Source organism: Flavisphingopyxis soli (assembly GCF_007995095.1).
Classification (GTDB): domain Bacteria; phylum Pseudomonadota; class Alphaproteobacteria; order Sphingomonadales; family Sphingomonadaceae; genus Flavisphingopyxis; species Flavisphingopyxis soli.
This window is the reverse complement of record NZ_VOPY01000002.1, coordinates 266,615-287,670: the sequence shown is the minus strand read 5'-3', so window position 1 is coordinate 287,670 and position 21,056 is coordinate 266,615. Positions and strand designations below refer to the sequence as shown.

Sequence of the window (21,056 nt, the reverse complement as noted above, 5' to 3'; positions counted from 1 at the left end):
CATGATTTTCGAAGGCGCCGATACGGTCGAGGCGACGGTGCGCGCGGTGTTGCGCGACGTGCTTGGCATCGACGAGGCCCGCGTGGCGGGGTTCGACGCGCAGACCGAACTGTTCGGGTCGCTGCCCGAACTCGATTCGATGGCGGTGGCGGGCCTGCTCACCGAACTCGAGGACCGGCTCGGCATTACCGTCGACGATGACGAGGTCGATGGCGATATTTTCGAGAATTTCGGCGCCTTGGTGCGCTTTGCTCAGGCCAAGGCGCTCGGCTGACATGCCGCGCGGCCGCCTCGCACGATGAGCGCGCCCGCACTTGCCGAACAGATCGTCCGCGATGGGCCGGCGACAGGCCCCGTTGTACTTTTCGTCCTGCCGCTGTTCGAAGAGGCCAACCGCCTCCGCCGGACGGTCCGCCTCGCAATGCGCGCGCTGGCTGAGCGCGAGGTCGGGTCGATCCTGCCCGACCTGCCCGGCCAGAATGAATCGCTGGTGCCGACACATGAGGCGACGCTGTCGAGCTGGCGCACGGCGCTGGCCGATCATGTTGCCGCCAACGGACGCCCTATATTGATCGCTTCGATCAGGGGCGGCGCGTTGATCGACGATGCCGCCGTCGCCGCGCACTGGCGCTTCGCGCCCGTCCGCGGTGCGAGCCTGCTCAAGACGATGATGCGCACGCGGATCGCGGGCGATCGCGAGGCGGGGCGCGACACCAGCATGGCCGAACTCGAGGCGAAAGCAGCGAACGAAGCCGTGCGCCTTGCGGGCAACATCCTGTCGCCGGCGATGATCGCCGAGCTGCGCGAGGCCGAACCCGTTGCGATCGCGCCATGCCGCAGCGTGCCGCTCGGCACCGGCGAGGACGCCTTGCCCGGCCGTCCCTTGTGGTTGCAGGCCGAGCCGGGTGAGGATGCGGGGCTCGCGGCGGCGATCGCCGACGACATCACCACGTGGATGACGTCATGCGCGAATTTCTGAGCTTCGCCTGCGAGGGCGACACGATCGCCGCGACGATCGACCGGCCCCAGGGCGTACCGCGCGCCGCGTTGCTGATCGTCTCGGGCGGCAACGAGCTGCGCAGCGGGGCACATCGCGGCATGGCGATGCTGGCGCAGCGGCTCGCCGCGCAGGGCATGGCGGTCCTGCGCTTCGACCGGCGCGGGGTCGGCGACAGCACAGGCGACAATCGCGGTTTCGATGCCAGCGGACCCGATATCGCGGCCGCGCTCGTGCAATTGCGCGCCGCCTGTCCGCCCGGCACGCCGATCGCCGCGTTCGGCAATTGCGACGCGGCGAGCGCGCTGGCGCTGCACGGGCCCTTCGCGGGGATCGACGCGCTCGTCCTCGCCAATCCCTGGGTGATCGACGAGGCTGCGCCAGCGAAGGGCGATGGCGACGACACCCCCCTGCCCTCGGCGGCGGCAATCCGGGCGCGCTATCGTGCCAAGCTCAAAGACCCAAGCGAATGGTTGCGCCTGCTGCGCGGCGGAGTCGATCTCGGCAAGCTGGCGCGCGGCCTGTTGCGCGCACGCAGCGGTGACGTGCCTTCGGCGCTCGCTTCGCGGCTCGGCGCAGCGATGACGCGCAGCACGATCCCTACGCAAATCCTGCTCGCCGAGCGCGACCGCACCGCGATCGAGTTCGAGGCGGCATGGACATCGCACGCCTTCGCCGCCGCGCGCGCTAACGCAAAGCTGTCGCTGCACCGTCTCGACAGCGCCTCACACAGTTTTGCGCGCGAGGACGATACGGCGTGGCTCGATCAACGGCTGATCGAGGCCCTGACCCGATCGCCGTAAGGCTTACTCGGCGGCTTCGGCGGCCTCGAAATCAGCCTCGGCAAGAAATTTCTCGGCGTCGAGCGCGGCCATGCAGCCCATGCCGGCGGCCGTGACCGCCTGGCGATAGACCTTGTCCGACACGTCGCCTGCAGCGAACACGCCGGGAATGACGGTCCGGCTGGTGCCCTTTTCGACATCGAGATAGCCGTGGTCGTCCATCGGCAGCTTGCCCTTGAACAATTCGGTCGACGGCGCGTGGCCGATCGCGACGAAGGCGCCGTCGCACGGCTCATGGCTCTTTTCGCCGGTCACGGTGTCAACGAGGTCGACGCCGACCAGCCCCTCTGGATCGCCGCCGCCGACAAAGGCCTCGACGCTCTTGTTCCACAGCACCGATATCTTCGGATTGGCGAACAGGCGTTCCTGCAGGATCTTTTCCGAGCGCAGCGAATCGCGGCGGTGGATCAGCGTGACGTCGTCCGAATGGTTGGTCAGGTAGAGCGCTTCCTCGACCGCGGTGTTGCCGCCGCCGATGACGACGACCTTCTTGCCGCGATAGAAGAACCCGTCGCACGTCGCGCAGGCCGATACGCCCTTGCCGCCAAGTTCGGCCTCGCCCGGTGCGCCAAGCCATTTGGCCTGCGCACCGGTCGCAATGACCAGAGTCTCGCCTTCGTAGATCGCGCCGCCGTCGCCGGTCAGGCGGAACGGGCGCCGCGACAGGTCGACATCGACGATGATGTCATAGACGAATTCGGTGCCGACATGGGTCGCCTGAGCCTGCATCTGCTCCATCAGCCAGGGTCCCTGAACGACTTCGGCGAAACCGGGATAGTTTTCGACATCGGTGGTGATCGTCAGCTGTCCGCCGGGCTGCATGCCCTGGATCACGATCGGCTTCATTCCGGCGCGCGCGGCGTAGATCGCGGCTGACAGGCCGGCGGGCCCCGAACCGAGGATGATCATTCGGCTGCGCTTTGGATCGCTCATGAAGGCTCCATCTCTCGGTCCGCCCCGGTGCGGCGCTAAAACAGGCGTGCCCTGTAAAGCGAAGTGCAGACGAAGTCACCCCGCCTGTCTCTAACGGTTGGACAGGCCTGCATCGCATGTGGCAATCGCACCGGCAAACGACAAACGGAGATCAACCATTGCTCGACCAATTCCCGATCGCGCGGCACTGGGCGCCCGCGCATCCCGATCGTATTCAGCTATATTCGTTGCCGACCCCCAACGGCGTAAAAGTATCGATTGCTCTGGAAGAACTTGGTCTTCCGTACGAGGTGCATCGGATCGATTTCGCGAAAGATGAGCAAAAGAGTGAAGCATTCCGTTCGCTCAATCCCAATGGCAAGATCCCGGCCATGATTGATATCGACGGGCCAAACGGTCAACCTATCGGCCTGTTCGAATCGGGCACTATCCTGCACTATCTCGCCGACAAGACCGGACGCCTGCTCCCTGATGATCGCGCCCGTCGCTGGGAAGCGATCGCCTGGCTCCATTTCCAGGTTGGCGGGATCGGTCCGATGTTCTGTCAGGTCGGCTATTTCAATATCTTCGCGGGTAAGGAGATCGACGATCCAAGACCGCTGGATCGCTATGTCTCCGAGGCACGTCGACTGCTCGGCGTGCTCGATGAGCGACTGGCGGATGGCCCCTGGATTATGGGTGCCGATTATTCGATCGCCGATATCGCGACGCTGGGCTGGATCCGGAACCTGATCACCTTCTACGAAGCGCGCGAGCTGGTCGACTTCGATGCATTCGAATATCTTCCCGGCTGGCTCGATCGCTGGCTGGCGCGTCCGGCAGTGCAGCGCGGACTGAACATTCCCGCGAGGCCCGAAACGTGACCCAGCGCGAAGCTTATGATCGGTTCCGGGCGCTGCATGAACGAGGTCGCGCCTTCATCATGCCCAATGCATGGGATGCGGCCTCGGCCGCGATCTTTGCAGACGCGGGGTTCGAGGCGCTGGGCTCGACCTCGCTCGCCATCGCATTCAGCCTCGGGAGGGTCGACGGCTTGCGCGCCGTCTCACGCGAAGAGGCGATCGCCAATGCCGGTTTGCTGGCGCGAGTGTCCGAACTTCCGGTCAATGGCGACCTGGAAGACGGTTTCGGCGAAGCACCCGAAGATTGCGAATTGACGGTCGAGGCAGCGGTCGCCGGTGGTTTGGCCGGACTGGGCATCGAAGACACGACCGCCGATCCGCTTCGGCCGATCCACGATTTCGACGATGCCGTCGCGCGTGTCGCCGCAGCGGCGAAGCGGGCGAAGGGCCGGATAGTGTTGACCGCTCGCACCGACAACTTTCTGCACGGGCGTCCCGATCTTGACGACACCATTCGCCGCCTGACAGCCTTTGCCGATGTCGGAGCGGACGTGCTGTATGCTCCTGCGCTGCCCGATCAGGATGCGGTGCGAGCGGTAGTACGCGCCGTCGCGCCCAAACCACTCAACGTCCTGCTCGGCCCGTTCGACGGTTTCATACCGCTCGCCGAGCTTGATGCCCTTGGTGCCGTGCGGATAAGCATTGGGGGCGCCGCCTATTTGCGAGCGATGGGCGAGGTGAAAACCACCGCGGCCAAGCTCGCCAACGGTGATCTTTCCGCAGCTTCGGGAGGAATACGGTCTGGAGACATCTCACGGCTATTTCCGACGAATATGGATTGAAACTGCTTCCGGCACAATCAGGAGCTGGCTCGATCAGCGACCGGCTCGCGATTTTTGCGGCCAGGAACCCGAAAGGATTCGAACCCTGTGCGAGCTACGGAATGTCAGTCGGGCAGCTCGGGCCTGACCGACGCGATCGGCGCATCCCACGTCAGGTGCCGGGTTTCGAGTACGACCAGATTGTCGGGCCGGACGATTTCGGCATGCGTTTGATAGCCGAGCAGCTGGTCGGCGGGAAGCTCCTGGTTCATCGTCATCACACGCGTTTCTTCCGCGGTGAAATCTGACAGGCCGCGGGCGCGCTCGATCCCCTCCTCATCGTAGATATGGAGCACATCGCCGCGCGAGAAATCGCCGTCCATCGAGATTACGTCGCGCCGATGGATCGCCTTTCCCTGGCCAAGGTTTTCAGCCGCCTCCCCGGTAATGACGAGGCTCCCCGCCATTTGCAGGCGATCGGCCAGCCACGTCGTCCACAGCGATCCGGGATTGGCGTGCGCGATGCACTTGGTGCATTTGCGCGCGCCCGACAGCACCGACGACAGCGGATATTCGGCCTCGCCATTGGCGATATAGGTCGTGCACCCCGCGTTCTGCGCCATGTTGGCGGCCTGCAGCTTGGTCAGCATGCCGCCGGTGCCCAGCGTGCTGGTGCCGCTCGTCGCCTCGATATACTCGCTGACGTCGTGGACCTCCTCGATCAGCTGCGCGCCCTCTTTATCGGGGTTGCGGTCGTAGAGGCCGTCGACGCCGGTCAGGATGATGAACTGCCCCGCCTCGACCATCTGGGCGATCTTGGCGGCCAGCCGGTCGTTGTCGCCGACGCGGATTTCCTCGGTGGTGATCGTGTCGTTCTCGTTGACGATCGGCATCACCTGCGCCTTGAGCAGCCGGTGGACGGTGTTCTTGGTATTGAGGAAGCGGCGGTGGTCCTCGAAATCGCCAAGCGTCAGGAGGATCTGCGCGATCTCGAAGCCATATTCGTGGGCAATCTGCTTATAGACGTTGAGCAACAGCGGCATACCGCACGCCGCGGCCGCCTGCTTGTCGGTCAGGCCCGCCGTTTCGGGCCGCTCGCCGAGAATGTTGAGGCCCAGCGCGACCGCACCCGACGAACACAGGATCACCTCGTAACCATCGTCGCGCAGCCGGGCGATGTCTTCCATCAGCCGCTGGATGAAGCCGAAACGCGGGGTCAGGCGATCGCTGTTTGCGAGCAGGCTCGAGCCCACTTTCACGACGATACGCTTGGTTTGAATTACGCCAGTCATCACCATTGCCTTGTAAAATGCTGCTGGCTATCTAGTTATGCATTGTGCGATGCACAACCGGCTTGCCGGTCGATCGGAGAATTGTTTCTATCCAGGTCACTGGCAAAACACGCCCCGACGCAGTGAACAGATTGAGAAGAGTTCTAACATCTCGATCTCTGACTAGTGAGTCGAACGCGACGGGATACTGTTTCTCTGATGAAGAAAACTTGTGCGTTTTCTTCATAGCGCAGCGGAGAATAGTGATGGCGATTTCGTGGATCATGGATTCGGCGATGTGTAGCAGCGCACCGGTGGCATCGAGAGACTCGCTGCGCCGAGCGCCCAGGTACTGACCGGGTCCGGATTGCGCGGCACGCGCGAGCACGAATATTCTAACGAACATAATATGATAGGCATTCTCATGAACGACACGACACTCGACCCCGCCGCCCACATCGCCGAACTTGGCAAGCGCGCGCGCAGCGCAGCGCGCCAGTTGATCGGTGCGACGACCGAGGCGAAGAACCTGGCCCTGACCGAAGCGGCCAAGGGGCTGCGCGGTGCCACCGCACGGCTGATCGCAGCGAACGAAAAGGACGTCGCCGGCGTCCGCGGCAAGAAGCCCGATTCGTTCATCGACCGGCTGATGCTCGACGAGCCGCGCATCGCGGCGATGGCCGACGCGCTCGACGAGATCGCCCGCCTGCCCGACCCCGTTGGCCGGCGCCTCGCGACATTCGACCGGCCCAACGGGCTCAAGATCGAACGCGTCGCTGTCCCCATCGGGGTGATCGGCATGATCTATGAATCGCGACCCAATGTCGGCGCCGACGCCAGCGCCTTGTGCCTCAAGTCGGGCAACGCGATCATCCTGCGGGGCGGTTCCGAAAGCCGCCATTCGACGCGCGAAATCGTCGCCTGCATGCAGGCCGGGCTCAAGGCCGCCGGCCTTCCCGAAGATGCGGTCCAGACCGTCGGAACGACGAGCCGCGAGGCGGTCGCCGAGCTGCTCCGCGCGGTCGATTATGTCGATCTCGTCATCCCGCGCGGCGGGCGCGGCCTTGTCGAGCTGGTCCGCGATCAGGCCAAGGTCCCGACGCTGCTCCACCTCGACGGCAACTGCCACAGCTACATCCATGCCGATGCCGACCTTGCCAAGTCGGTCGCGATCATCCGCAATGCCAAGCTGCGCCGCACCGGTGTTTGCGGCGCGACCGAGAGCATTGTCGTCGACCGGGCAGTCGCCGCCAAGGCGATCCCGATGCTGGCCGATGCGATGCCCGACTGCGAATTGCGCGGCGACGCTGAAGCGGTCGCGATCGACGACCGGGTCAAGCCCGCCGAGCCGGCCGATTTCGACACCGAATTTCTCGACGCGATCGCGTCGGTCAAGGTCGTCGACGATCTCGCCGCGGGAATCGAGTACGTGTCGCTCCACTCGTCGGGCCATACCGACGCGATCCTCACCGAAAACGAAGATGCCGCCAATCGCTTCCTGACCGCGATCGACAGCGCCGTCGTCATGCACAATGCCTCGACGCAGTTCTCCGACGGTGGCGAGTTCGGCATGGGCGCCGAAATCGGCATCGCGACGGGCAAGATGCACGCGCGCGGTCCGGTCGGCCTCGAGCAGCTGACGAGCTTCAAATACCTCGTCCACGGCGACGGCCAGACGCGTCCCTGAGGCGAATTCGTCGCGGCACAGCGGCTTCCTGTCGCGCGCTTGCGATGAAGCGCGCGGCATTCACCTGCCAGTCATTCGGTCCGCTCGAAGGCCCTCCGGCTGTCACGCTGGGCAGCTGACAACAGGGTTTCCTTTCGAATGACATTCATGAGTATCTTCCCGTTCTCCGCGGTCGACCTGGCGGTGGACCTGGGAACCGCCAATACGGTCGTGTTCCTGCGCGACCACGGCATCGTCATGGCCGAACCGTCGGTCGTGACGATGGAGACGATCGACGGCGTAAGGCGCGTGCGCGCTGTGGGTGCCGATGCCAAGCTGATGATGGGCAAGACCCCCGCCAACGTCCAGACGATCCGGCCACTGCGCAACGGCGTCATCGCCGATCTCGACGTCGCCGAGCAGATGATCAAATACTTCATCGCCAAGGCGCGCAAGCTCGCCCGGACGCGGATGCGCGGCAGCCCCGAAATCGTCCTGTGCGTGCCGTCGGGATCGACCCAGGTCGAACGCCGCGCAATCCGCGACGCCGCGACCAATGCGGGCGCGCGCAAGGTCTGGCTGATCGACGAACCGATGGCGGCGGCGATCGGCGCGAACCTGCCCGTGACGCACCCGGTCGGGTCGATGGTCGTCGATATCGGCGGCGGATCGACCGAAGTCGGCGTGGTGTCGCTCGCCGGGCTGCACATGAGCCTGTCGGCGCGCGTCGGCGGCGACCGGATGGATGAGGCGATCACCTCGTTCGTCCGCCGCAAGCACAATTTGCTGATCGGCGAAGCGACCGCCGAGCGGATCAAGATCGAGGCAGGATCGGCGCTGGTGACGAGCGACCAGGCGACGTCGCAGGTGCGCGTTGGCGGCCGCGAAGTCGTGCGCGGCGTCCCGCTCGAAATCCGGATCGACCAGCGCGACATCTGCAAGGCGCTCGCCGAGCCGGTGTCGCAGATCGTCGAGACCGTCCGCCAGGCGCTCGAACACACGGCCCCGGAGATCGCCGCCGACATCATGGAAACCGGCATCGTCATGACCGGCGGCGGCTCGCTGTTGCGCAATATCGACGTCGTTCTCGCCGAAAACACCGGCCTGCCCGTCCGCATCGCCAACGATCCGATGAGCTGCGTCGCACTCGGCGCAGGGCGCGCGCTCGAAGACATGAGCTATCGCGGCGTTCTGCACGCGGTTTGAGGCCGGGATTCAGGGCAACGCCATATTGGCGTGAACGAGGCGATCGTCTGGACGGTTCACACCCCTCGCTGGCGCTCGGGAGTTTTACAGAACCATCCCCCGGATGGTTCGCACCCCTCGCTTGCGCTCGGGAGTTACATAAAACCATCCCCCGGATGGTTTTATGTAACTGGTAGCGGAGGAGGGACTCGAACCCCCGACACGCGGATTATGATTCCGCTGCTCTAACCAGCTGAGCTACTCCGCCCCGTAACGCGCCGCCCGATCTGGATGGGGAGGCGCGGTTGGAAGCGCGGCCTATACGGACCGGCTGGCACCCGGTCAATATCGCGATGACATGCTTCGCAAGCCCGGCCCGACGCGCTAGGGCATTGCCATGACCAACGCAGACATGCAGCATTACGACGTCCTTGTCGTCGGCGCCGGCCATGGCGGTTCGCAGGCCGCGATCCAGCTACGTCAGGCGGGATTCGACGGGTCGATCGCGCTGGTCGGCGACGAGCCCGAACTGCCTTATGAACGCCCGCCGCTGAGCAAGGAATATCTGACCGGCGACAAGGACTTCGAACGGATGCTGTTCCGTCCCGAATCGTTCTGGCGCGAGCGCGACATCACATTGCTAGCCGCATCGCGCGTGACGCGCGTCGACCCGGCCGCCAAGACGGTGGCGACGACGGGCCACGGGACGATCGGGTTCGACCGGATGATCTGGGCAACCGGCGGCCAGGCGCGCGCGCTGCCCTGCCCTGGCGGCGATGACGCCGCGGTGTTCGCGATCCGCAAGAAGCGCGATGTCGACGCGATCCACGCCGCGCTCGCCGACACGCGCCGCATCGTGATCGTCGGCGGTGGCTATATCGGGCTCGAAGCGGCGGCGGGTTTCCGCAAGCTCGGCAAGGCGGTGACGGTGATCGAGATGGCCGACCGGCTGTTGTCGCGGGTCGCGGGCGCGGCGCTGTCCGATTTCTATGCCGCCGAACATCGCCGCCAGGGCGTCGATATTCGCCTGGGCACGACAGTCGAGGCGATCGAGCGGAGCGACGGGGCCGTATCGTGCAGGCTGTCCGATGGTGCCATTCTCGTCTGCGACCTCGTCGTCGCGGGGATCGGCATCGTGCCCGAGGTCGGTCCGCTGATCGCGGCGGGCGCGACGGGCGGCAACGGCGTCGATGTCGACCGGGCGTGCCGCACCAGCCTGCCCGATACCTATGCGATCGGCGACTGCGCGAGCCATGCGAACGTCTGGGCCGATGGCGAGCAAACGCGGGTCGAATCGGTCCAGAACGCGCACGACATGGCCAAGGTCGTCGCGCAGGACATGATGGGCGAAGAGGCGATCTACGATGCGCTGCCGTGGTTTTGGTCGAACCAGTACGATCTGAAACTACAAACCGTCGGGCTCAATATCGGCCATGACGAGGAAATCGTTCGCGGTGACCCGGGTTCGCGCAGCTTTTCGGTGATTTATCGCAAGGCGGGGCGCGTCGTCGCGCTCGACTGCGTCGATCGGGCGAAGGATTATGTCCAGGGCCGCAAGTTGATCGAGGCGCGCGCAGAGGTCGACGCGGGCGCGCTCGCCGACATCGCGGTGCCGCTCAAGGAACTGCTGCCCTAACCCCGGAAACGTCCGCGCCAGGCCTGTTCCCACGGGCCGCCGCGATAGTGCCATGCGGCGAGCCCGGCGATGGCGAGCGGACGCGGCACGAAGTCGGCAGCCAGCGTGGCATAGAGCGCCCGCGCCGCGGCGGGATCGACCTTGTTCTGGACGGTGATGTGGAGATGCGGTGCCTGGCTGTCCTGCGGCGTCAGCAGGCCGTGAAACGCCTCTGCGAGTTCGCTTCGCAGTTCGCGCAACGCAGGCGATTCGACGCGATACGCCACGCCGCGTCCGAGCATCATGACATCGGTTAGCCGCGCCTCGGGCGGCGGGCCCGCGACCAGCACGCGCAATCGCTCGCACAGTTCGTCCAGCATCGACGGCGGCAGATGGTGGAACAGCGTGATATGCGCGGCGAGGACGTTGCGCTCGGGCGGGAAATGCGCCGTACGCAGCGCGTCGGCCCAGTGCTGGTCGGCGGCGCCCATCTCTGCAGTGACGATGATCGGCGCGGCGGACATGCGGCATCGTGGCGCGGAGACACCGCCAGGGCCAGCAAAAAGGGCGCGCACCCCATAGGATGCGCGCCCCTCGATACTCTTGCGTCGCGTTGGCGACGCACTCGCGGCTTAGGCGTTTTCGAGTTCGCGTGCTGCGCCGGTCTTGGCGGGGTTCGCCTTGACCCATGCGAGCACCGGCTCGGGCTTGCTCTCGCCATAGGGATCGCTGTCCGAACCGACGTCGTTGATGCCCGGTTCAACGAACATTGCGGTGATCACGCCGTCGTCGATGACCATGGCATAGCGCCAGCTGCGCTCGCCGAAGCCGACATGATCCTTCTTGATCAGCATGCCCATCCGGCGGGTGAAATCGCCCGAACCGTCGGGGAGCATCTTGACGTTGTTCGCGTCGAGGAACTTGCCCCACTGGTACATCACGAACGCATCGTTGACCGACAGGCAGTAGACGTCCTCGACGCCGGCGGCCTTGAAGTCGTCATAGTGACGCTCGTACGCGGGAACCTGTTCGGTGGTGCAGGTCGGGGTGAACGCGCCGGGCAGCGCGAAGACGACGTGGCGGCCCTGGGCGAACATCTCGCCGGTCGAGGCTTCTTCCCAACGGAAGGGATTGTCGCCACCGATCGCTTCGTCGCGAATACGGGTCTTGAGGGTAACGTCAGGCACGGGACATCCGGTCTGCATATTGGTCTCCTGGTAGGATTGAAGCACGGGGCAGGATGCGCCGCGCGAGAAATGGTGCGTTGCAACATCAACGGCTCGACCGAGATAGTGTTCCGGTCGGCATTTTGTAATGGATTAAATCACTCGCGACGATCGGTTGCGGCGATCACTTCATCTCGCCGCGCGCGCGGCGAATGGCGAACCATTTCTTGACGTTGGCGTTGTGCTCGGCGAGCGTGCCCGCGAACACGTGCCCGCCCTTGCCGTCGGCGACGAAATAGAGCGCCTTGCTGTCCGACGGGTTGAGCGCGGCGGCGATCGACGACTTGCTCGGATTGGCGATCGGTCCCTTGGGCAGGCCCGCCATCGCATAGGTGTTGTAATCGTTGACGTCGTGGATTTCGGACTGGCGAATACGCCGCCCGAGCGGCTTGCCGCGGGTGATCGGGTAGATGATCGTCGGGTCGGCCTGGAGCATCATGCCGACCTCGAGCCGGTTGGTATAGACCGCCGCGACGGTGGTCCGTTCGGCGGGCAAGGCGGTTTCCTTTTCGATAATCGACGCCAGCGTGATCGCCTCGTTGCGATCCTTGGGGAAAGCGCGCTGTCTGCGCTCGGGCCACAATTCGGCCCATGCCGCGTCCATCGCATCCTGCATCCGTTTGATCACGGCCGAACGTTGCTCGCCCTTCTGATAGGCATAGGTTTCGGGCAGCAGCGAGCCTTCGGCGGGCACATCGAGGCTGCCCTTGAGCTGCGGGTTCGCCATCAGCCGGTCGTAGACCATGATCGAGGGCATGCCTTCGGGCACGGTGACGAAGCGCTGGACGGTCTTGCCGTCCTGCATCATCTTGAGGACGTCGCTGCCGCTGGTGCCCTTTTCAACCGCATATTCGCCCGGCTTGATCGCGGCGTCTCCGCCCGACAGCTTGGCATAGCGCAGGAATGCGTCGGCTGATTCGATCGCACCCGCCTCTTCGAGAATCGCCGCCGCCCTAGTCAGGCTCGACCCCGGCGGGATGACGACATCGGCATCGCGCGGGGCGGTCCCGGCCGAACAGGCGGCAAGCAGGAGGGCCAGCGCGGCGGCCAGCCAGATACGCATGTCAGTCCATCGCCTTGAGCACGATGCTGGCGTTGGTGCCGCCAAAACCGAAGCTGTTGTTGAGCACCGCCTTCACCTTGCGCTTCTTGGCATGGTGCGGGACGAGGTCGACGCCCTCGGTACCCTCGTCGGGATTGTCGAGATTGATCGTCGGCGGGACGATCTGGTCGCGCATCGCCAGGATACAGAAGATTGCCTCGACTGCACCGGCACCGCCGAGCAAATGGCCGATCGCCGACTTGGTCGAGCTCATCGAGACGGTCGAGATCGCGTCACCGAACAGGCGCTTGACCGAGGCGAGCTCGATCGTGTCGGCCATCGTCGAAGTGCCGTGCGCGTTGATGTAATCGATGTCGGCGGGGACCATGCCCGCTTTCTTGAGCGCCATCTGCATCGCGTTATAGGCGCCGAGCCCTTCGGGATGCGGCGCGGTGACGTGATAGGCATCGCCCGACAGGCCGTAACCGACGACCTCGGCATAGATTTTCGCGCCGCGCGCCTTGGCGTGCTCATATTCCTCGAGACAGACGACGCCTGCGCCTTCGCCCATGACGAAGCCGTCGCGGTCCTTGTCATAGGGACGGCTCGCCTTTTCGGGCGCGTCGTTCGACGACATGTTGAGCGCGCGCGCCTGGGCAAAACCGGCGATGCCGAGCGGGCACAGGGCGCTTTCAGCGCCGCCCGCCAGCATGATGTCGGCATCGTCGTCGCGGATCATCCGCGCGGCGTCGCCGATAGAATGTGCGCCGGTCGAACACGCCGTGACGACCGCGTGGTTGGGGCCCATCAGTCCGTATTTGATCGAAACCTGGCCCGAGACGAGATTGATCAGCCGGCCGTGGACGAAATGCGGCGAGACGCGGCCCGGCCCCTTTTCGGCGAGGACGAGCGATTCCTTCTCGATCCCAGGAAGGCCGCCGATGCCCGAACCGATCGAACAGCCGAAGCGCATCCGCGTCGCTTCGTCGGCATGTTCAAGGCCCGCATCCTCAATGGCCTGACCCGCGGCATCGATGCCGAAGATGATAAACGGATCGACCTGGCGCTGGACCTTGTGATCGACGCGCAAATTGGGGTCGAAGCCGTATTCGTGCTCGGGCGGTTTGACCTCGCACGCGATGCGGCATTTCTGATCGCTCGCGTCGAACCGGGTGATCTGCGTTGCGCCCGATTTTCCGGCGAGGATATTCTTCCACGTGGTTTCGACGTCGCCGCCCAAAGGCGTGACCAGACCCAGACCTGTTACGACGACACGGCGCATGGCTTGCTCCCAGAATTCAGCAAATATCTAGTGATGATGATCATAAACGAAAACGGCTCCCCGAACGCGGGACGATGGCCCGGGCCGGGAAGCCGATAATCGGTAAGGATGCGGCGCGGCGATTTTCGTCGCGCGCCACTCCGTTCCTCAGCCCTTGTTGGCTTCGATATAGTCGATGGCGTCCTTGACGGTCGCGATCTTCTCGGCGGCATCGTCGGGAATTTCGACCGAGAATTCTTCTTCGAACGCCATCACGAGCTCGACGATATCGAGGCTGTCAGCGCCCAGATCATCGATGAAGCTCGCCTGTTCGGTGACCTTGTCGGCCTCTACGCCGAGATGTTCGACGACAATCTTCTTAACGCGTTCGGCGATCTCGCTCATTCCCTGTTCCTTCTTGTCTTAATCGGTGATCTGTTGCCCCTGCCCTAGTGCGGCTGCACGAAACTGGCAAGGGGCCGGTGGACCCGCGATATCGGTATCGATCGCGCGGTCCGCAAGGCTTTATAGCATCGCCATGCCGCCGTTGACGTGGATCGTCTGGCCAGTGACATAGCCCGCTTCGCGGCTGGCGAGATAGGCGACCGCAGCGCCGATATCGGCGCCATCGCCAAGGTCGCCGGTCGGTATCCTAGTCAGCAGCGCGGCTTTCTGCGCCTCGGGCAGGCCGTCGGTCATCGCCGAGCGGATAAAGCCCGGCGCGACGCAATTGACCGTGATTCCCCGGCTGGCAAGCTCCTGCGCGAGCGCCTTCGACATGCCGACCAGCCCGGCTTTCGAGGCAGCATAGTTGACCTGGCCCGGATTACCGGTGGCGCCGACGACGCTCGAAATCGAGACGATGCGGCCGAAGCGCGCCTTCATCATCGGCTTGGCCGCAGCACGCATCAGGCGGAACGCGGCCTCGAGGTTGACGCGGATCACCGTATCCCACTCTTCGTCCTTCATCCGCATCGCAAGGTTATCCTTGGTCACGCCGGCATTGTTGACCAAAATGTCGATCTTGCCCATTTTCTCGACAACCTGAGGGATCAGCGCATCGACCGCCGCCCCGTCGGACAGATCGCAGGTGAAAATCTCGTGCGCGCTGCCGCCGAGCGTGGCCTTCGCCTCGGCCAGCGCGATCGGGCGCGTGCCCGACAGCGCGATCGTCGCGCCCTGGTCGGCGAGCGACTTGGCAATCGCCGAACCGATCCCGCCCGAAGCGCCGGTTACCAGCGCGGTCATTCCTGTCAGATCGAACATTCTAGTCTCCCTTGGGCTTGCGCGCGACAATCTGGACGACCGCGCTTTCGCCATGATGATATTCGCCCTCGTTTACCGCGCGCATCAGCTCACGCGACACGAGAAATTCGAGCCCGGCCAGTTCTTCGTGGAGATCCGCCTCGGTCGGCATCATGTCCGAATCGCCCGGGCCACCGGTGCCGGGCGCGTCGAGCTGGGCAGGTGTATAAGCCTCGAGTAGGAAGGTGCCGCCCGGCGCCAGCGCCGCAACGACGCGCCGGTGGACCGATTTGCGCAGCGTGCTCGGGACATGTCCGAAAATCGAAATGATCGTGTTCCAGCGGCCGACGCCAAGGTCGTAGCTGGTCAGGTCGCCGACTTCGGTACGGATCGCAACGCCGCGTGCCTGTGCAAGCTCCTGCGCGCGCGCCATGCCGACCTGAGACTGGTCCATTGCGGTGACGTCCCAGCCCTGGCCGGCCAGCCACACCGCGTTGCGGCCCTGCCCCTCGGCGAGGCACAGGCAGGTACCGGGCGCGAGCAGATCGGCGCCTTCGACGAGGAAATCGTTCGGCGCGTCGCCATAAGCGAACCTGCCTTCATCGTATCGTTCATCCCACATGCCGCGTCTCCTCGTTCAAAGCGTCTTCAGCAACGCCTCGATGTCGTCCATCGTCATGACGCTGGTCGTCGTCGCGTCGGGGGCGGTGCGCTTGACCATCGGCCCGAGCACCTTGCCGCCGATCTCGACGAAATGGCTGTGTCCCGCACCGAACATCGCGAGGACCGATTCGCGCCAGCGGACCATGCCGGTGACCTGCTCGACCAGCCGCGCCTTGATCTCGTCGGGCGCGCTGATCGGCGCGGCGAGGACGTTGGCGTAAAGCGGCAGCGTCGGCCGCTCGACCTGCGCTTCGGCCAGCGCCTCGGCCATCGCGTCGGCGGCTGGCTGCATCAGCGGGCAATGGAAGGGAGCCGAGACGGGCAGCAGGATTGCGCGCTTGGCGCCCATCTCCTTGGCCAGCTCGACCGCGCGTTCGATCGCCGCGCGCGCGCCCGAGATGACGACCTGCGAAGGATCGTTGTCGTTGGCGACGGTGCAGATGTCGGTGCCATTCGGTCCTTCGGCAGCGGCGGCGGCGATCGCTTCGGCCTTTTCGATATCGGCGCCGAGCAGGGCCGCCATCGCGCCCTCGCCCACCGGCACCGCCGCCTGCATCGCGCGGCCGCGCAGCTTGAGCAACCGCGCGGTGGTGGCAAGATCGATCGCGCCTGCCGCACACAAGGCAGTATATTCGCCAAGGCTATGGCCCGCGACGCAGTCGCCCTTCTGGGCGATGCTGATATTGCCTTCGCGCTCGAGCACGCGCAGCGTCGCGATCGCATTGGCCATGATCGCCGGCTGCGCGTTTTCGGTCAGCAGCAGGTCGCTGTCGGGGCCTTCGCACATGATCGCAAAGAGCTTTTGTCCGAGCGCATCGTCGACTTCCTGGAACACCTCGCGCGCGTGCGCACTGGCGTCGGCGAGCGCCTTGCCCATGCCGACCGCCTGGCTGCCCTGTCCGGGAAAGATGAAGGCGCGCATGGGGTATTCTCCAGATCAGTCTATTGGGTGAGTGTTCGTCGGGTCGCTGCCTATGGTCGAAGGCGCGCCGATGCAAGACAGGTCAGCGGGCGAACCGTCCGAAGGGAACAATCTTGTTTTCGGCATCGTGGCCGATGTCCGCGCGGCCCAGATAAGGAATGGCGTTTCGCTGGCACCAGAGCTCGGCGATCGCTTCGCAGCTCGCTCCGAAATCATGGTCGTTGGGCAGGACATCGCCGAACCGCCCCATGCGGATGCCGGCCAGTCCTACATCGCGCAGCGCGGTGGTGACATGGTACATCGCGCGATCGAACGCATAATCATATTCGCTGACCTCTTCGAGCATCAGCACATGGCCCGACAGGTCGGGCATCAGCGGCGTGCCGATCATCATCGAAAGCGTCATCAGGTTGAACGCCACGACGGGCGCGTCGGTGTCGGCGAGCGACGGTTCGAGCGCGGTTCGGTCGCCGGTCGCAAACCACGACATCGCGCGCAGGACCGCGGCGTCTCCGCCCGGTCGGCGCAGGTCGGCGGGCATCGGGCCGTGCACCGGTCGGCCCAGCCCGCGGCGATAGAGGCCGCCGAGCAGGTTGCCGCCATCGCTATAGCCCATGAAGACCATGTCGCGCGCGGCCTCTGCGTCGACCGACATCAATGCCACCTCGGCCATCCGCGCAGCACCATAGCCGCCGCGGGCAAACCACAAAGCGTCGTATTTCCCGCAATGGATCGCGCGACAGAAGTTTTCGGCCCGGCGCCGGTCGGAACCGGCGAAATGCCCGTCGCGATCGAAAGCGGCCTCGGGGACATCGATGTCGAGCTGAGGGAAATGTTCGCGGCCCAGCGCAACCAGCCGCTCGGCGTCTTCACGGACAATCGGAGTCGAAGGGGTGATCACCCCGATCCGCCTGATCTGCTTCATCGCGCCCCTCCCGGCCATTCGCAATTGCGTTGCGCCAGCCAACCGAATAGCGAGCAACACGCATGAACGACAAAGACTATTTTTTCTGCGGAATCGGCGGATCGGGGATGTTGCCGCTTGCCGTGCTCGTCAAGGCGGCGGGAGGCCGCGTCGCCGGATCGGACCGTGCGCTCGACCAGGGACGCGGCGCGGGCAAGTTCGACTGGCTGCGCTCGCAAGGGATTGCGGTGTCTGCCCAGGACGGCAGCGGCGTCGTCAGCGCCGACCAGGTCATCGTCGCCTCGGCCGCGATCGAGGACAGCGTGCCCGACATTGCGCGTGCCAAGGCGCTGGGTTGCGCCCGCGTGACGCGCGCCGAATTGCTCGCGAAACTGTTCAATGCGCGCGCTGACGGCATCGCGATCGGCGGGACCAGCGGCAAGTCGACCGTGACCGGCATGATCGGCTGGATCCTCGCCGCGTGTGGCCGCGATCCGACGATCATGAACGGCGCGGTGATGAAGAATTTCGTCAGCGACGCGATCCCCTTTGCCAGCGCGCGTGCCGGATCGGGGCCGTTCGTCACCGAAGTCGACGAGAGCGACGGTTCGATCGCGCTGTTCCGCCCCGGCATCGCAGTGATCAACAACATCAGCCTCGATCACAAGACGCTCGACGAGTTGCGCGCGCTGTTCGGCGGTTTTGCCCGCGCCGCCGGCACCGTTATCTGGAACCGCGACGATGCCGAAACCGCCGCGCTGATGGCTAGCCTCGACCTTGCCGATAGCGTCTCGTTCGGCTTTGGCGAAGCCGATGTCCGCGCGATCGACATCGACGAACAGCCCGTGTCCGCACGCTTTACGCTCTGCTCCGCCAACGAACGCATCGCGGTGACGCTCGCCGTGCCGGGCCGCCACAACATCGCCAACGCGCTTGCCGCGATCGCCGCGGCCAAGGCGGCAGGCGTTCCGCTTGTCGAGGCATGCCGCGCGATCGAGAGCTTCACCGGCCTTGCGCGCCGCTTCGACGTCGTCGGCGGCGCAGGCGGCATCACCGTGATCGACGATTTCGGCCACAATCCAGACAAGATCGCCGCGACATTGCGCACGCTGCGCACCTTTCCCGGGCGCATCATCGCCTTCTTCCAGCCGCACGGTTACGGCCCGCTCGCCAAGATGGGCGAAGAGCTCGCGGCGACCTTTGCCAACGAACTCGGCCCCGAAGACCGGCTGATCGTCAGCGACCCCGCCTATTTCGGCGGCACGGTCGATCGCTCGATCGGCAGCGAGGTGCTGACGGCCCCGCTTGGCGATCGCGCCGAACACATCGCCGACCGCGCGGCATGCGGCGAACGCATCGTCGCTCTCGCGCAGCCCGGCGACCGGATCGTCGTGATGGGCGCGCGCGACGACACACTCGGAATTTTCGCGCACGACATCCTCGCCGGACTTGCAAAAGAGAGTGGCGCGGCGTAGGGGCGCACTCTTCCGGGGCGATGGCACTTGCCGTTGCCCCTGATTTTATTCGAGACGACAGCCGGAGGGGCCCCCGCACTGGGCGGGACAAGCCAGCGATCGGCCAACAATAAAGGATACGCGCATGCCAGCCTATGAGCATGTATTTCTCGCGCGTCAGGACCTTGCCCAGGCACAGGTCGACACGCTGGCGGAAGCTGCCGCCAAAATCGTCGAAGATCACAAGGGCAAGGTCGTCAAGACCGAGACCTGGGGCCTTCGCCAGCTAGCCTATAAAATCGACAAGAACCGCAAGGCGCATTTCGTGATGCTGTCGATCGACGCCCCCGGCGATACGATCACCGAACTCGAACGCCAGGCTTCGCTCAACGAGGACGTCATCCGTTACATGACGATCCGCCTCGAAGAGCATGAAGACGGCCCGTCGGTCATGATGCGCAAGAACGAGCGCAGCGAACGCGGCGACCGTGGTGGTCGTGGTGGCCGCAGCAACGACCGCGGCGATCGCGATAATCGCCGCGACCGCGACGAAGGGAGCAACTGACCATGGCACGCCCATTTTTCCGCCGCCGCAAATCGTGCCCCTTCTCGGGCAAGGATGCGCCGCAGATCGATTACAAGGACGTTCGTCTGCTGCAGGGCTTCGTGTCCGAACGTGGCAAGATCGTCCCCAGCCGCATTACCGCCGTTTCGGCCAAGAAGCAGCGCGAACTCGCCAAGGCGATCAAGCGCGCACGCCATATCGGCCTGCTTCCCTACGTCGTGAAGTAAGGAGCATCTGAACATGGATATCATTCTGCTCGAACGCGTCGAAAAACTCGGCGGCATCGGCGACGTCGTCACCGTCAAGGACGGTTACGCTCGAAACTTCCTGTTGCCCAACAAGAAGGCGCTGCGCGCCAACGAGGCCAACAAGAAGGTCTTTGAAGCGAACCGCGCCAAAATCGAATCGGACAATGCCGACAAGCGCGGCGAAGCCGAAAAGCTGTCGACCAATGTCGAGGGCAAGCAGGTCGTCCTGATCCGTCAGGCATCGAACTCGGGCCAGCTTTACGGCTCGGTCACCGTTCGCGACATCTCCGACGCGCTTGCCGCGCTCGGCGTCGAGGGCGTTACCAAGTCGATGATCGTGCTCGAAAAGCCGATCAAGTCGCTGGGCCTGTTCGACGTCAAGGTCGTTCTCCACCCCGAAGTTTCGGTTGCCGTCGAAGCGAACGTTGCACGTTCGCCCGAGGAAGCCGAGCTTCAGAAGGACGGCGTCGACGTCATGTCCGAGATGTTTGAAAAGGACGAGAGCGGTTTCGTTGAGGATTTCGATCCCAATGCCGAACCTGGCTCGCTCCCCACCGACAGCGATGGCGAAGACACCTCGAACGACGAAGCCGATGCCGGCGCGAACGACGAGACCGCTTCGGACGAGGACAAGGCGGAAGGCTAAGCCCTCCCCTTCGACCATACGCTACAACCGGCCAGCCCTTCGATCCGAAGGGCTGGCCGGTTTGATTCAATAGCCCATCAGGCTCAGCACTTCCTCGCGGCTGCGCGGATCGTCGAGGAAACACCCCAGCAACCGGCTGGTGGTCATCTTGACGCCGGGCGTGCGGACGCCGCGCGCTGTCATGCAGCTGTGGCTCGCCTCGATCACGACGGCGACGCCGCTGGGTTTGAGATAATCGTGGATGCACTGCGCGACTTCGGCGGTGAGGCGCTCCTGGACCTGCAGGCGCCGGGCATAGCCGTTGAGCACGCGCGCGAGTTTGGAAATGCCGACGACGCGCTCCTTGGGCATATAGGCGATCGACGCGGTGCCGATGATCGGCGCCATGTGATGCTCGCAATGCGACTGGAACGGAATGTCCTTGAGCAGGACGAGCTCGTCATAGCCGCCAACCTCTTCGAAGGTCCGCGCAAGGTGCACCGCGGGATCCTCGTCATAGCCCGCGCAATATTCGCGCCACGCCCGCGCCACGCGCTTGGGCGTATCGCGCAGTCCTTCGCGCGACGGATCGTCGCCGGCCCATTCGATCAGCGTGCGGACCGCCTCGGCGACGTTATCGGGAACGGGCAGCTTGCCCGCCTCGCGCGCCTCGAGCGCCAGTGCCATATCGTCCGAGGTTTCCATCGCCATTCTCTTCATTGCCGGAGG

General features: G+C 64.8%; 24 protein-coding genes and 1 tRNA gene. 12 read left to right on the top strand and 13 right to left on the bottom strand.

Annotation, left to right across the window (positions count from 1 at the left end):
- Nucleotide 1 precedes the first annotated feature (1 nt).
- Genes FSZ31_RS08070 through FSZ31_RS08060 form a run of 3 tightly spaced genes read left to right on the top strand, consistent with a single transcriptional unit; the run spans nucleotide 2 to nucleotide 1,800 of the window.
- Nucleotides 2–274 (top strand): acyl carrier protein, encoded by a 273-nt coding sequence (locus tag FSZ31_RS08070; protein ID WP_147122859.1) that lies wholly within the window; start codon nucleotides 2–4, stop codon nucleotides 272–274.
- 24 nt (nucleotides 275–298) lie between these two features.
- Nucleotides 299–979 (top strand): hypothetical protein, encoded by a 681-nt coding sequence (locus FSZ31_RS08065; RefSeq protein ID WP_147122858.1) that lies wholly within the window; start codon nucleotides 299–301, stop codon nucleotides 977–979.
- Complete coding sequence (locus tag FSZ31_RS08060) at nucleotides 964–1,800, top strand: hydrolase 1, exosortase A system-associated (RefSeq protein ID WP_147122857.1); 837 nt, start codon at nucleotides 964–966, stop codon at nucleotides 1,798–1,800. Before FSZ31_RS08065 ends, FSZ31_RS08060 begins: the two co-directional genes overlap by 16 nt.
- A gap of 3 nt (nucleotides 1,801–1,803) precedes the next feature.
- On the opposite strand, the gene trxB is transcribed toward FSZ31_RS08060, so the two are convergent.
- Nucleotides 1,804–2,772 (bottom strand): thioredoxin-disulfide reductase, encoded by a 969-nt coding sequence (gene trxB / locus FSZ31_RS08055; protein ID WP_147122856.1) that lies wholly within the window; start codon nucleotides 2,770–2,772, stop codon nucleotides 1,804–1,806.
- Nucleotides 2,773–2,888: 116 nt separating this feature from the next.
- On the opposite strand from trxB, the gene FSZ31_RS08050 reads away from it, so the two are divergent.
- Nucleotides 2,889–3,635 (top strand): glutathione S-transferase family protein, encoded by a 747-nt coding sequence (locus FSZ31_RS08050; protein ID WP_147122855.1) that lies wholly within the window; start codon nucleotides 2,889–2,891, stop codon nucleotides 3,633–3,635.
- Entirely contained in the window at nucleotides 3,632–4,456 is an 825-nt protein-coding gene (locus tag FSZ31_RS08045) for an isocitrate lyase/PEP mutase family protein (protein WP_147122854.1), read from the top strand. The genes FSZ31_RS08050 and FSZ31_RS08045 overlap by 4 nt, the downstream gene beginning before the upstream one ends.
- A 104-nt stretch (nucleotides 4,457–4,560) precedes the next feature.
- Here FSZ31_RS08045 and proB read toward each other — a convergent pair whose 3' ends face one another.
- Entirely contained in the window at nucleotides 4,561–5,727 is a 1,167-nt protein-coding gene (proB, locus tag FSZ31_RS08040) for a glutamate 5-kinase (RefSeq protein WP_201739147.1), read from the bottom strand.
- A 403-nt stretch (nucleotides 5,728–6,130) separates the two neighbouring features.
- On the opposite strand from proB, the gene FSZ31_RS08035 reads away from it, so the two are divergent.
- Both FSZ31_RS08035 and FSZ31_RS08030 read left to right on the top strand, forming a co-directional pair.
- Nucleotides 6,131–7,393, top strand: coding sequence for a glutamate-5-semialdehyde dehydrogenase (locus FSZ31_RS08035; RefSeq protein WP_147123251.1), 1,263 nt, complete (start codon nucleotides 6,131–6,133; stop codon nucleotides 7,391–7,393).
- 138 nt (nucleotides 7,394–7,531) lie between these two features.
- Entirely contained in the window at nucleotides 7,532–8,578 is a 1,047-nt protein-coding gene (locus FSZ31_RS08030; RefSeq protein WP_147122852.1) for a rod shape-determining protein, read from the top strand.
- 170 nt (nucleotides 8,579–8,748) lie between these two features.
- Here FSZ31_RS08030 and FSZ31_RS08025 read toward each other — a convergent pair.
- Nucleotides 8,749–8,825: transfer RNA gene (locus FSZ31_RS08025), tRNA-Met, on the bottom strand.
- 144 nt (nucleotides 8,826–8,969) lie between these two features.
- On the opposite strand from FSZ31_RS08025, the gene FSZ31_RS08020 reads away from it, so the two are divergent.
- The gene (locus tag FSZ31_RS08020; RefSeq protein ID WP_147123250.1) at nucleotides 8,970–10,193 is read left to right on the top strand and encodes an NAD(P)/FAD-dependent oxidoreductase; all 1,224 of its coding nucleotides are present in this window, start codon (nucleotides 8,970–8,972) and stop codon (nucleotides 10,191–10,193) included.
- On the opposite strand, the gene FSZ31_RS08015 is transcribed toward FSZ31_RS08020, so the two are convergent.
- The 9 genes from FSZ31_RS08015 to FSZ31_RS07975 all read right to left on the bottom strand — a co-directional run bounded on the left by FSZ31_RS08015 (nucleotide 10,190) and on the right by FSZ31_RS07975 (nucleotide 17,456).
- Nucleotides 10,190–10,696, bottom strand: a complete 507-nt coding sequence (locus FSZ31_RS08015) for a 2'-5' RNA ligase family protein (protein WP_147122851.1) — start codon at nucleotides 10,694–10,696, stop codon at nucleotides 10,190–10,192. The two genes, FSZ31_RS08020 and FSZ31_RS08015, sit on opposite strands and share 4 nt — an antisense overlap.
- 108 nt (nucleotides 10,697–10,804) lie before the next feature.
- Nucleotides 10,805–11,377 carry a peroxiredoxin gene (locus tag FSZ31_RS08010; protein WP_147122850.1) on the bottom strand — a complete coding sequence of 191 codons (573 nt, stop codon included), beginning with the start codon at nucleotides 11,375–11,377 and terminating at the stop codon, nucleotides 10,805–10,807.
- 145 nt (nucleotides 11,378–11,522) lie between these two features.
- Entirely contained in the window at nucleotides 11,523–12,461 is a 939-nt protein-coding gene (mltG, locus tag FSZ31_RS08005; protein ID WP_147122849.1) for an endolytic transglycosylase MltG, read from the bottom strand.
- A gap of 1 nt (nucleotide 12,462) precedes the next feature.
- Complete coding sequence (fabF, locus tag FSZ31_RS08000) at nucleotides 12,463–13,722, bottom strand: beta-ketoacyl-ACP synthase II (RefSeq protein ID WP_147122848.1); 1,260 nt, start codon at nucleotides 13,720–13,722, stop codon at nucleotides 12,463–12,465.
- Nucleotides 13,723–13,869: 147 nt separating this feature from the next.
- Complete coding sequence (locus FSZ31_RS07995; RefSeq protein ID WP_147122847.1) at nucleotides 13,870–14,106, bottom strand: acyl carrier protein; 237 nt, start codon at nucleotides 14,104–14,106, stop codon at nucleotides 13,870–13,872.
- Nucleotides 14,107–14,226: 120 nt separating this feature from the next.
- Nucleotides 14,227–14,967: a 3-oxoacyl-[acyl-carrier-protein] reductase gene (gene fabG / locus FSZ31_RS07990; RefSeq protein ID WP_147122846.1), complete on the bottom strand. Its 741-nt coding sequence runs from the start codon at nucleotides 14,965–14,967 to the stop codon at nucleotides 14,227–14,229.
- A 1-nt stretch (nucleotide 14,968) separates the two neighbouring features.
- Entirely contained in the window at nucleotides 14,969–15,568 is a 600-nt protein-coding gene (locus FSZ31_RS07985; protein ID WP_147122845.1) for a class I SAM-dependent methyltransferase, read from the bottom strand.
- Nucleotides 15,569–15,583: 15 nt separating this feature from the next.
- Entirely contained in the window at nucleotides 15,584–16,531 is a 948-nt protein-coding gene (gene fabD, locus FSZ31_RS07980) for an ACP S-malonyltransferase (RefSeq protein WP_147122844.1), read from the bottom strand.
- Between the two features lie 82 nt (nucleotides 16,532–16,613).
- Entirely contained in the window at nucleotides 16,614–17,456 is an 843-nt protein-coding gene (locus FSZ31_RS07975) for an LD-carboxypeptidase (RefSeq protein ID WP_147122843.1), read from the bottom strand.
- 62 nt (nucleotides 17,457–17,518) lie between these two features.
- Here FSZ31_RS07975 and FSZ31_RS07970 point away from each other — a divergent pair, with 62 nt between their 5' ends.
- The 4 genes from FSZ31_RS07970 to rplI all read left to right on the top strand — a co-directional run bounded on the left by FSZ31_RS07970 (nucleotide 17,519) and on the right by rplI (nucleotide 20,348).
- Nucleotides 17,519–18,910 carry a glutamate ligase domain-containing protein gene (locus tag FSZ31_RS07970; protein WP_147122842.1) on the top strand — a complete coding sequence of 464 codons (1,392 nt, stop codon included), beginning with the start codon at nucleotides 17,519–17,521 and terminating at the stop codon, nucleotides 18,908–18,910.
- Nucleotides 18,911–19,034: 124 nt separating this feature from the next.
- Complete coding sequence (gene rpsF, locus FSZ31_RS07965; protein ID WP_147122841.1) at nucleotides 19,035–19,454, top strand: 30S ribosomal protein S6; 420 nt, start codon at nucleotides 19,035–19,037, stop codon at nucleotides 19,452–19,454.
- Between the two features lie 2 nt (nucleotides 19,455–19,456).
- Nucleotides 19,457–19,681: a 30S ribosomal protein S18 gene (gene rpsR, locus FSZ31_RS07960; RefSeq protein WP_147122840.1), complete on the top strand. Its 225-nt coding sequence runs from the start codon at nucleotides 19,457–19,459 to the stop codon at nucleotides 19,679–19,681.
- A gap of 13 nt (nucleotides 19,682–19,694) precedes the next feature.
- Entirely contained in the window at nucleotides 19,695–20,348 is a 654-nt protein-coding gene (gene rplI, locus FSZ31_RS07955; protein ID WP_147122839.1) for a 50S ribosomal protein L9, read from the top strand.
- A 66-nt stretch (nucleotides 20,349–20,414) separates the two neighbouring features.
- On the opposite strand, the gene folE is transcribed toward rplI, so the two are convergent.
- Nucleotides 20,415–21,032: a GTP cyclohydrolase I FolE gene (folE, locus tag FSZ31_RS07950; RefSeq protein WP_236643762.1), complete on the bottom strand. Its 618-nt coding sequence runs from the start codon at nucleotides 21,030–21,032 to the stop codon at nucleotides 20,415–20,417.
- Nucleotides 21,033–21,056 lie beyond the last annotated feature (24 nt).

Bases quoted from the DNA above. Each gene is read 5' to 3' on its own strand.
- FSZ31_RS08020 (WP_147123250.1), top strand. From the start codon at position 8,970: ATGCAGCATTACGACGTCCTTGTCGTCGGCGCCGGCCATGGCGGTTCG.
- FSZ31_RS08015 (WP_147122851.1), bottom strand. From the start codon at position 10,696: ATGTCCGCCGCGCCGATCATCGTCACTGCAGAGATGGGCGCCGCCGAC.
- FSZ31_RS07975 (WP_147122843.1), bottom strand. From the start codon at position 17,456: ATGAAGCAGATCAGGCGGATCGGGGTGATCACCCCTTCGACTCCGATT.
- FSZ31_RS08050 (WP_147122855.1), top strand. From the start codon at position 2,889: ATGTGGCAATCGCACCGGCAAACGACAAACGGAGATCAACCATTGCTC.
- FSZ31_RS08060 (WP_147122857.1), top strand. From the start codon at position 964: ATGCGCGAATTTCTGAGCTTCGCCTGCGAGGGCGACACGATCGCCGCG.
- FSZ31_RS08035 (WP_147123251.1), top strand. From the start codon at position 6,131: ATGAACGACACGACACTCGACCCCGCCGCCCACATCGCCGAACTTGGC.
- FSZ31_RS07985 (WP_147122845.1), bottom strand. From the start codon at position 15,568: ATGTGGGATGAACGATACGATGAAGGCAGGTTCGCTTATGGCGACGCG.
- proB (WP_201739147.1), bottom strand. From the start codon at position 5,727: ATGACTGGCGTAATTCAAACCAAGCGTATCGTCGTGAAAGTGGGCTCG.
- fabG (WP_147122846.1), bottom strand. From the start codon at position 14,967: ATGTTCGATCTGACAGGAATGACCGCGCTGGTAACCGGCGCTTCGGGC.
- rpsR (WP_147122840.1), top strand. From the start codon at position 19,457: ATGGCACGCCCATTTTTCCGCCGCCGCAAATCGTGCCCCTTCTCGGGC.
- FSZ31_RS07995 (WP_147122847.1), bottom strand. From the start codon at position 14,106: ATGAGCGAGATCGCCGAACGCGTTAAGAAGATTGTCGTCGAACATCTC.
- fabF (WP_147122848.1), bottom strand. From the start codon at position 13,722: ATGCGCCGTGTCGTCGTAACAGGTCTGGGTCTGGTCACGCCTTTGGGC.
- FSZ31_RS08010 (WP_147122850.1), bottom strand. From the start codon at position 11,377: ATGCAGACCGGATGTCCCGTGCCTGACGTTACCCTCAAGACCCGTATT.
- rpsF (WP_147122841.1), top strand. From the start codon at position 19,035: ATGCCAGCCTATGAGCATGTATTTCTCGCGCGTCAGGACCTTGCCCAG.
- FSZ31_RS08070 (WP_147122859.1), top strand. From the start codon at position 2: ATGATTTTCGAAGGCGCCGATACGGTCGAGGCGACGGTGCGCGCGGTG.
- FSZ31_RS08065 (WP_147122858.1), top strand. From the start codon at position 299: ATGAGCGCGCCCGCACTTGCCGAACAGATCGTCCGCGATGGGCCGGCG.
- FSZ31_RS07970 (WP_147122842.1), top strand. From the start codon at position 17,519: ATGAACGACAAAGACTATTTTTTCTGCGGAATCGGCGGATCGGGGATG.
- fabD (WP_147122844.1), bottom strand. From the start codon at position 16,531: ATGCGCGCCTTCATCTTTCCCGGACAGGGCAGCCAGGCGGTCGGCATG.
- folE (WP_236643762.1), bottom strand. From the start codon at position 21,032: ATGGAAACCTCGGACGATATGGCACTGGCGCTCGAGGCGCGCGAGGCG.
- FSZ31_RS08030 (WP_147122852.1), top strand. From the start codon at position 7,532: ATGACATTCATGAGTATCTTCCCGTTCTCCGCGGTCGACCTGGCGGTG.
- trxB (WP_147122856.1), bottom strand. From the start codon at position 2,772: ATGAGCGATCCAAAGCGCAGCCGAATGATCATCCTCGGTTCGGGGCCC.
- rplI (WP_147122839.1), top strand. From the start codon at position 19,695: ATGGATATCATTCTGCTCGAACGCGTCGAAAAACTCGGCGGCATCGGC.
- mltG (WP_147122849.1), bottom strand. From the start codon at position 12,461: ATGCGTATCTGGCTGGCCGCCGCGCTGGCCCTCCTGCTTGCCGCCTGT.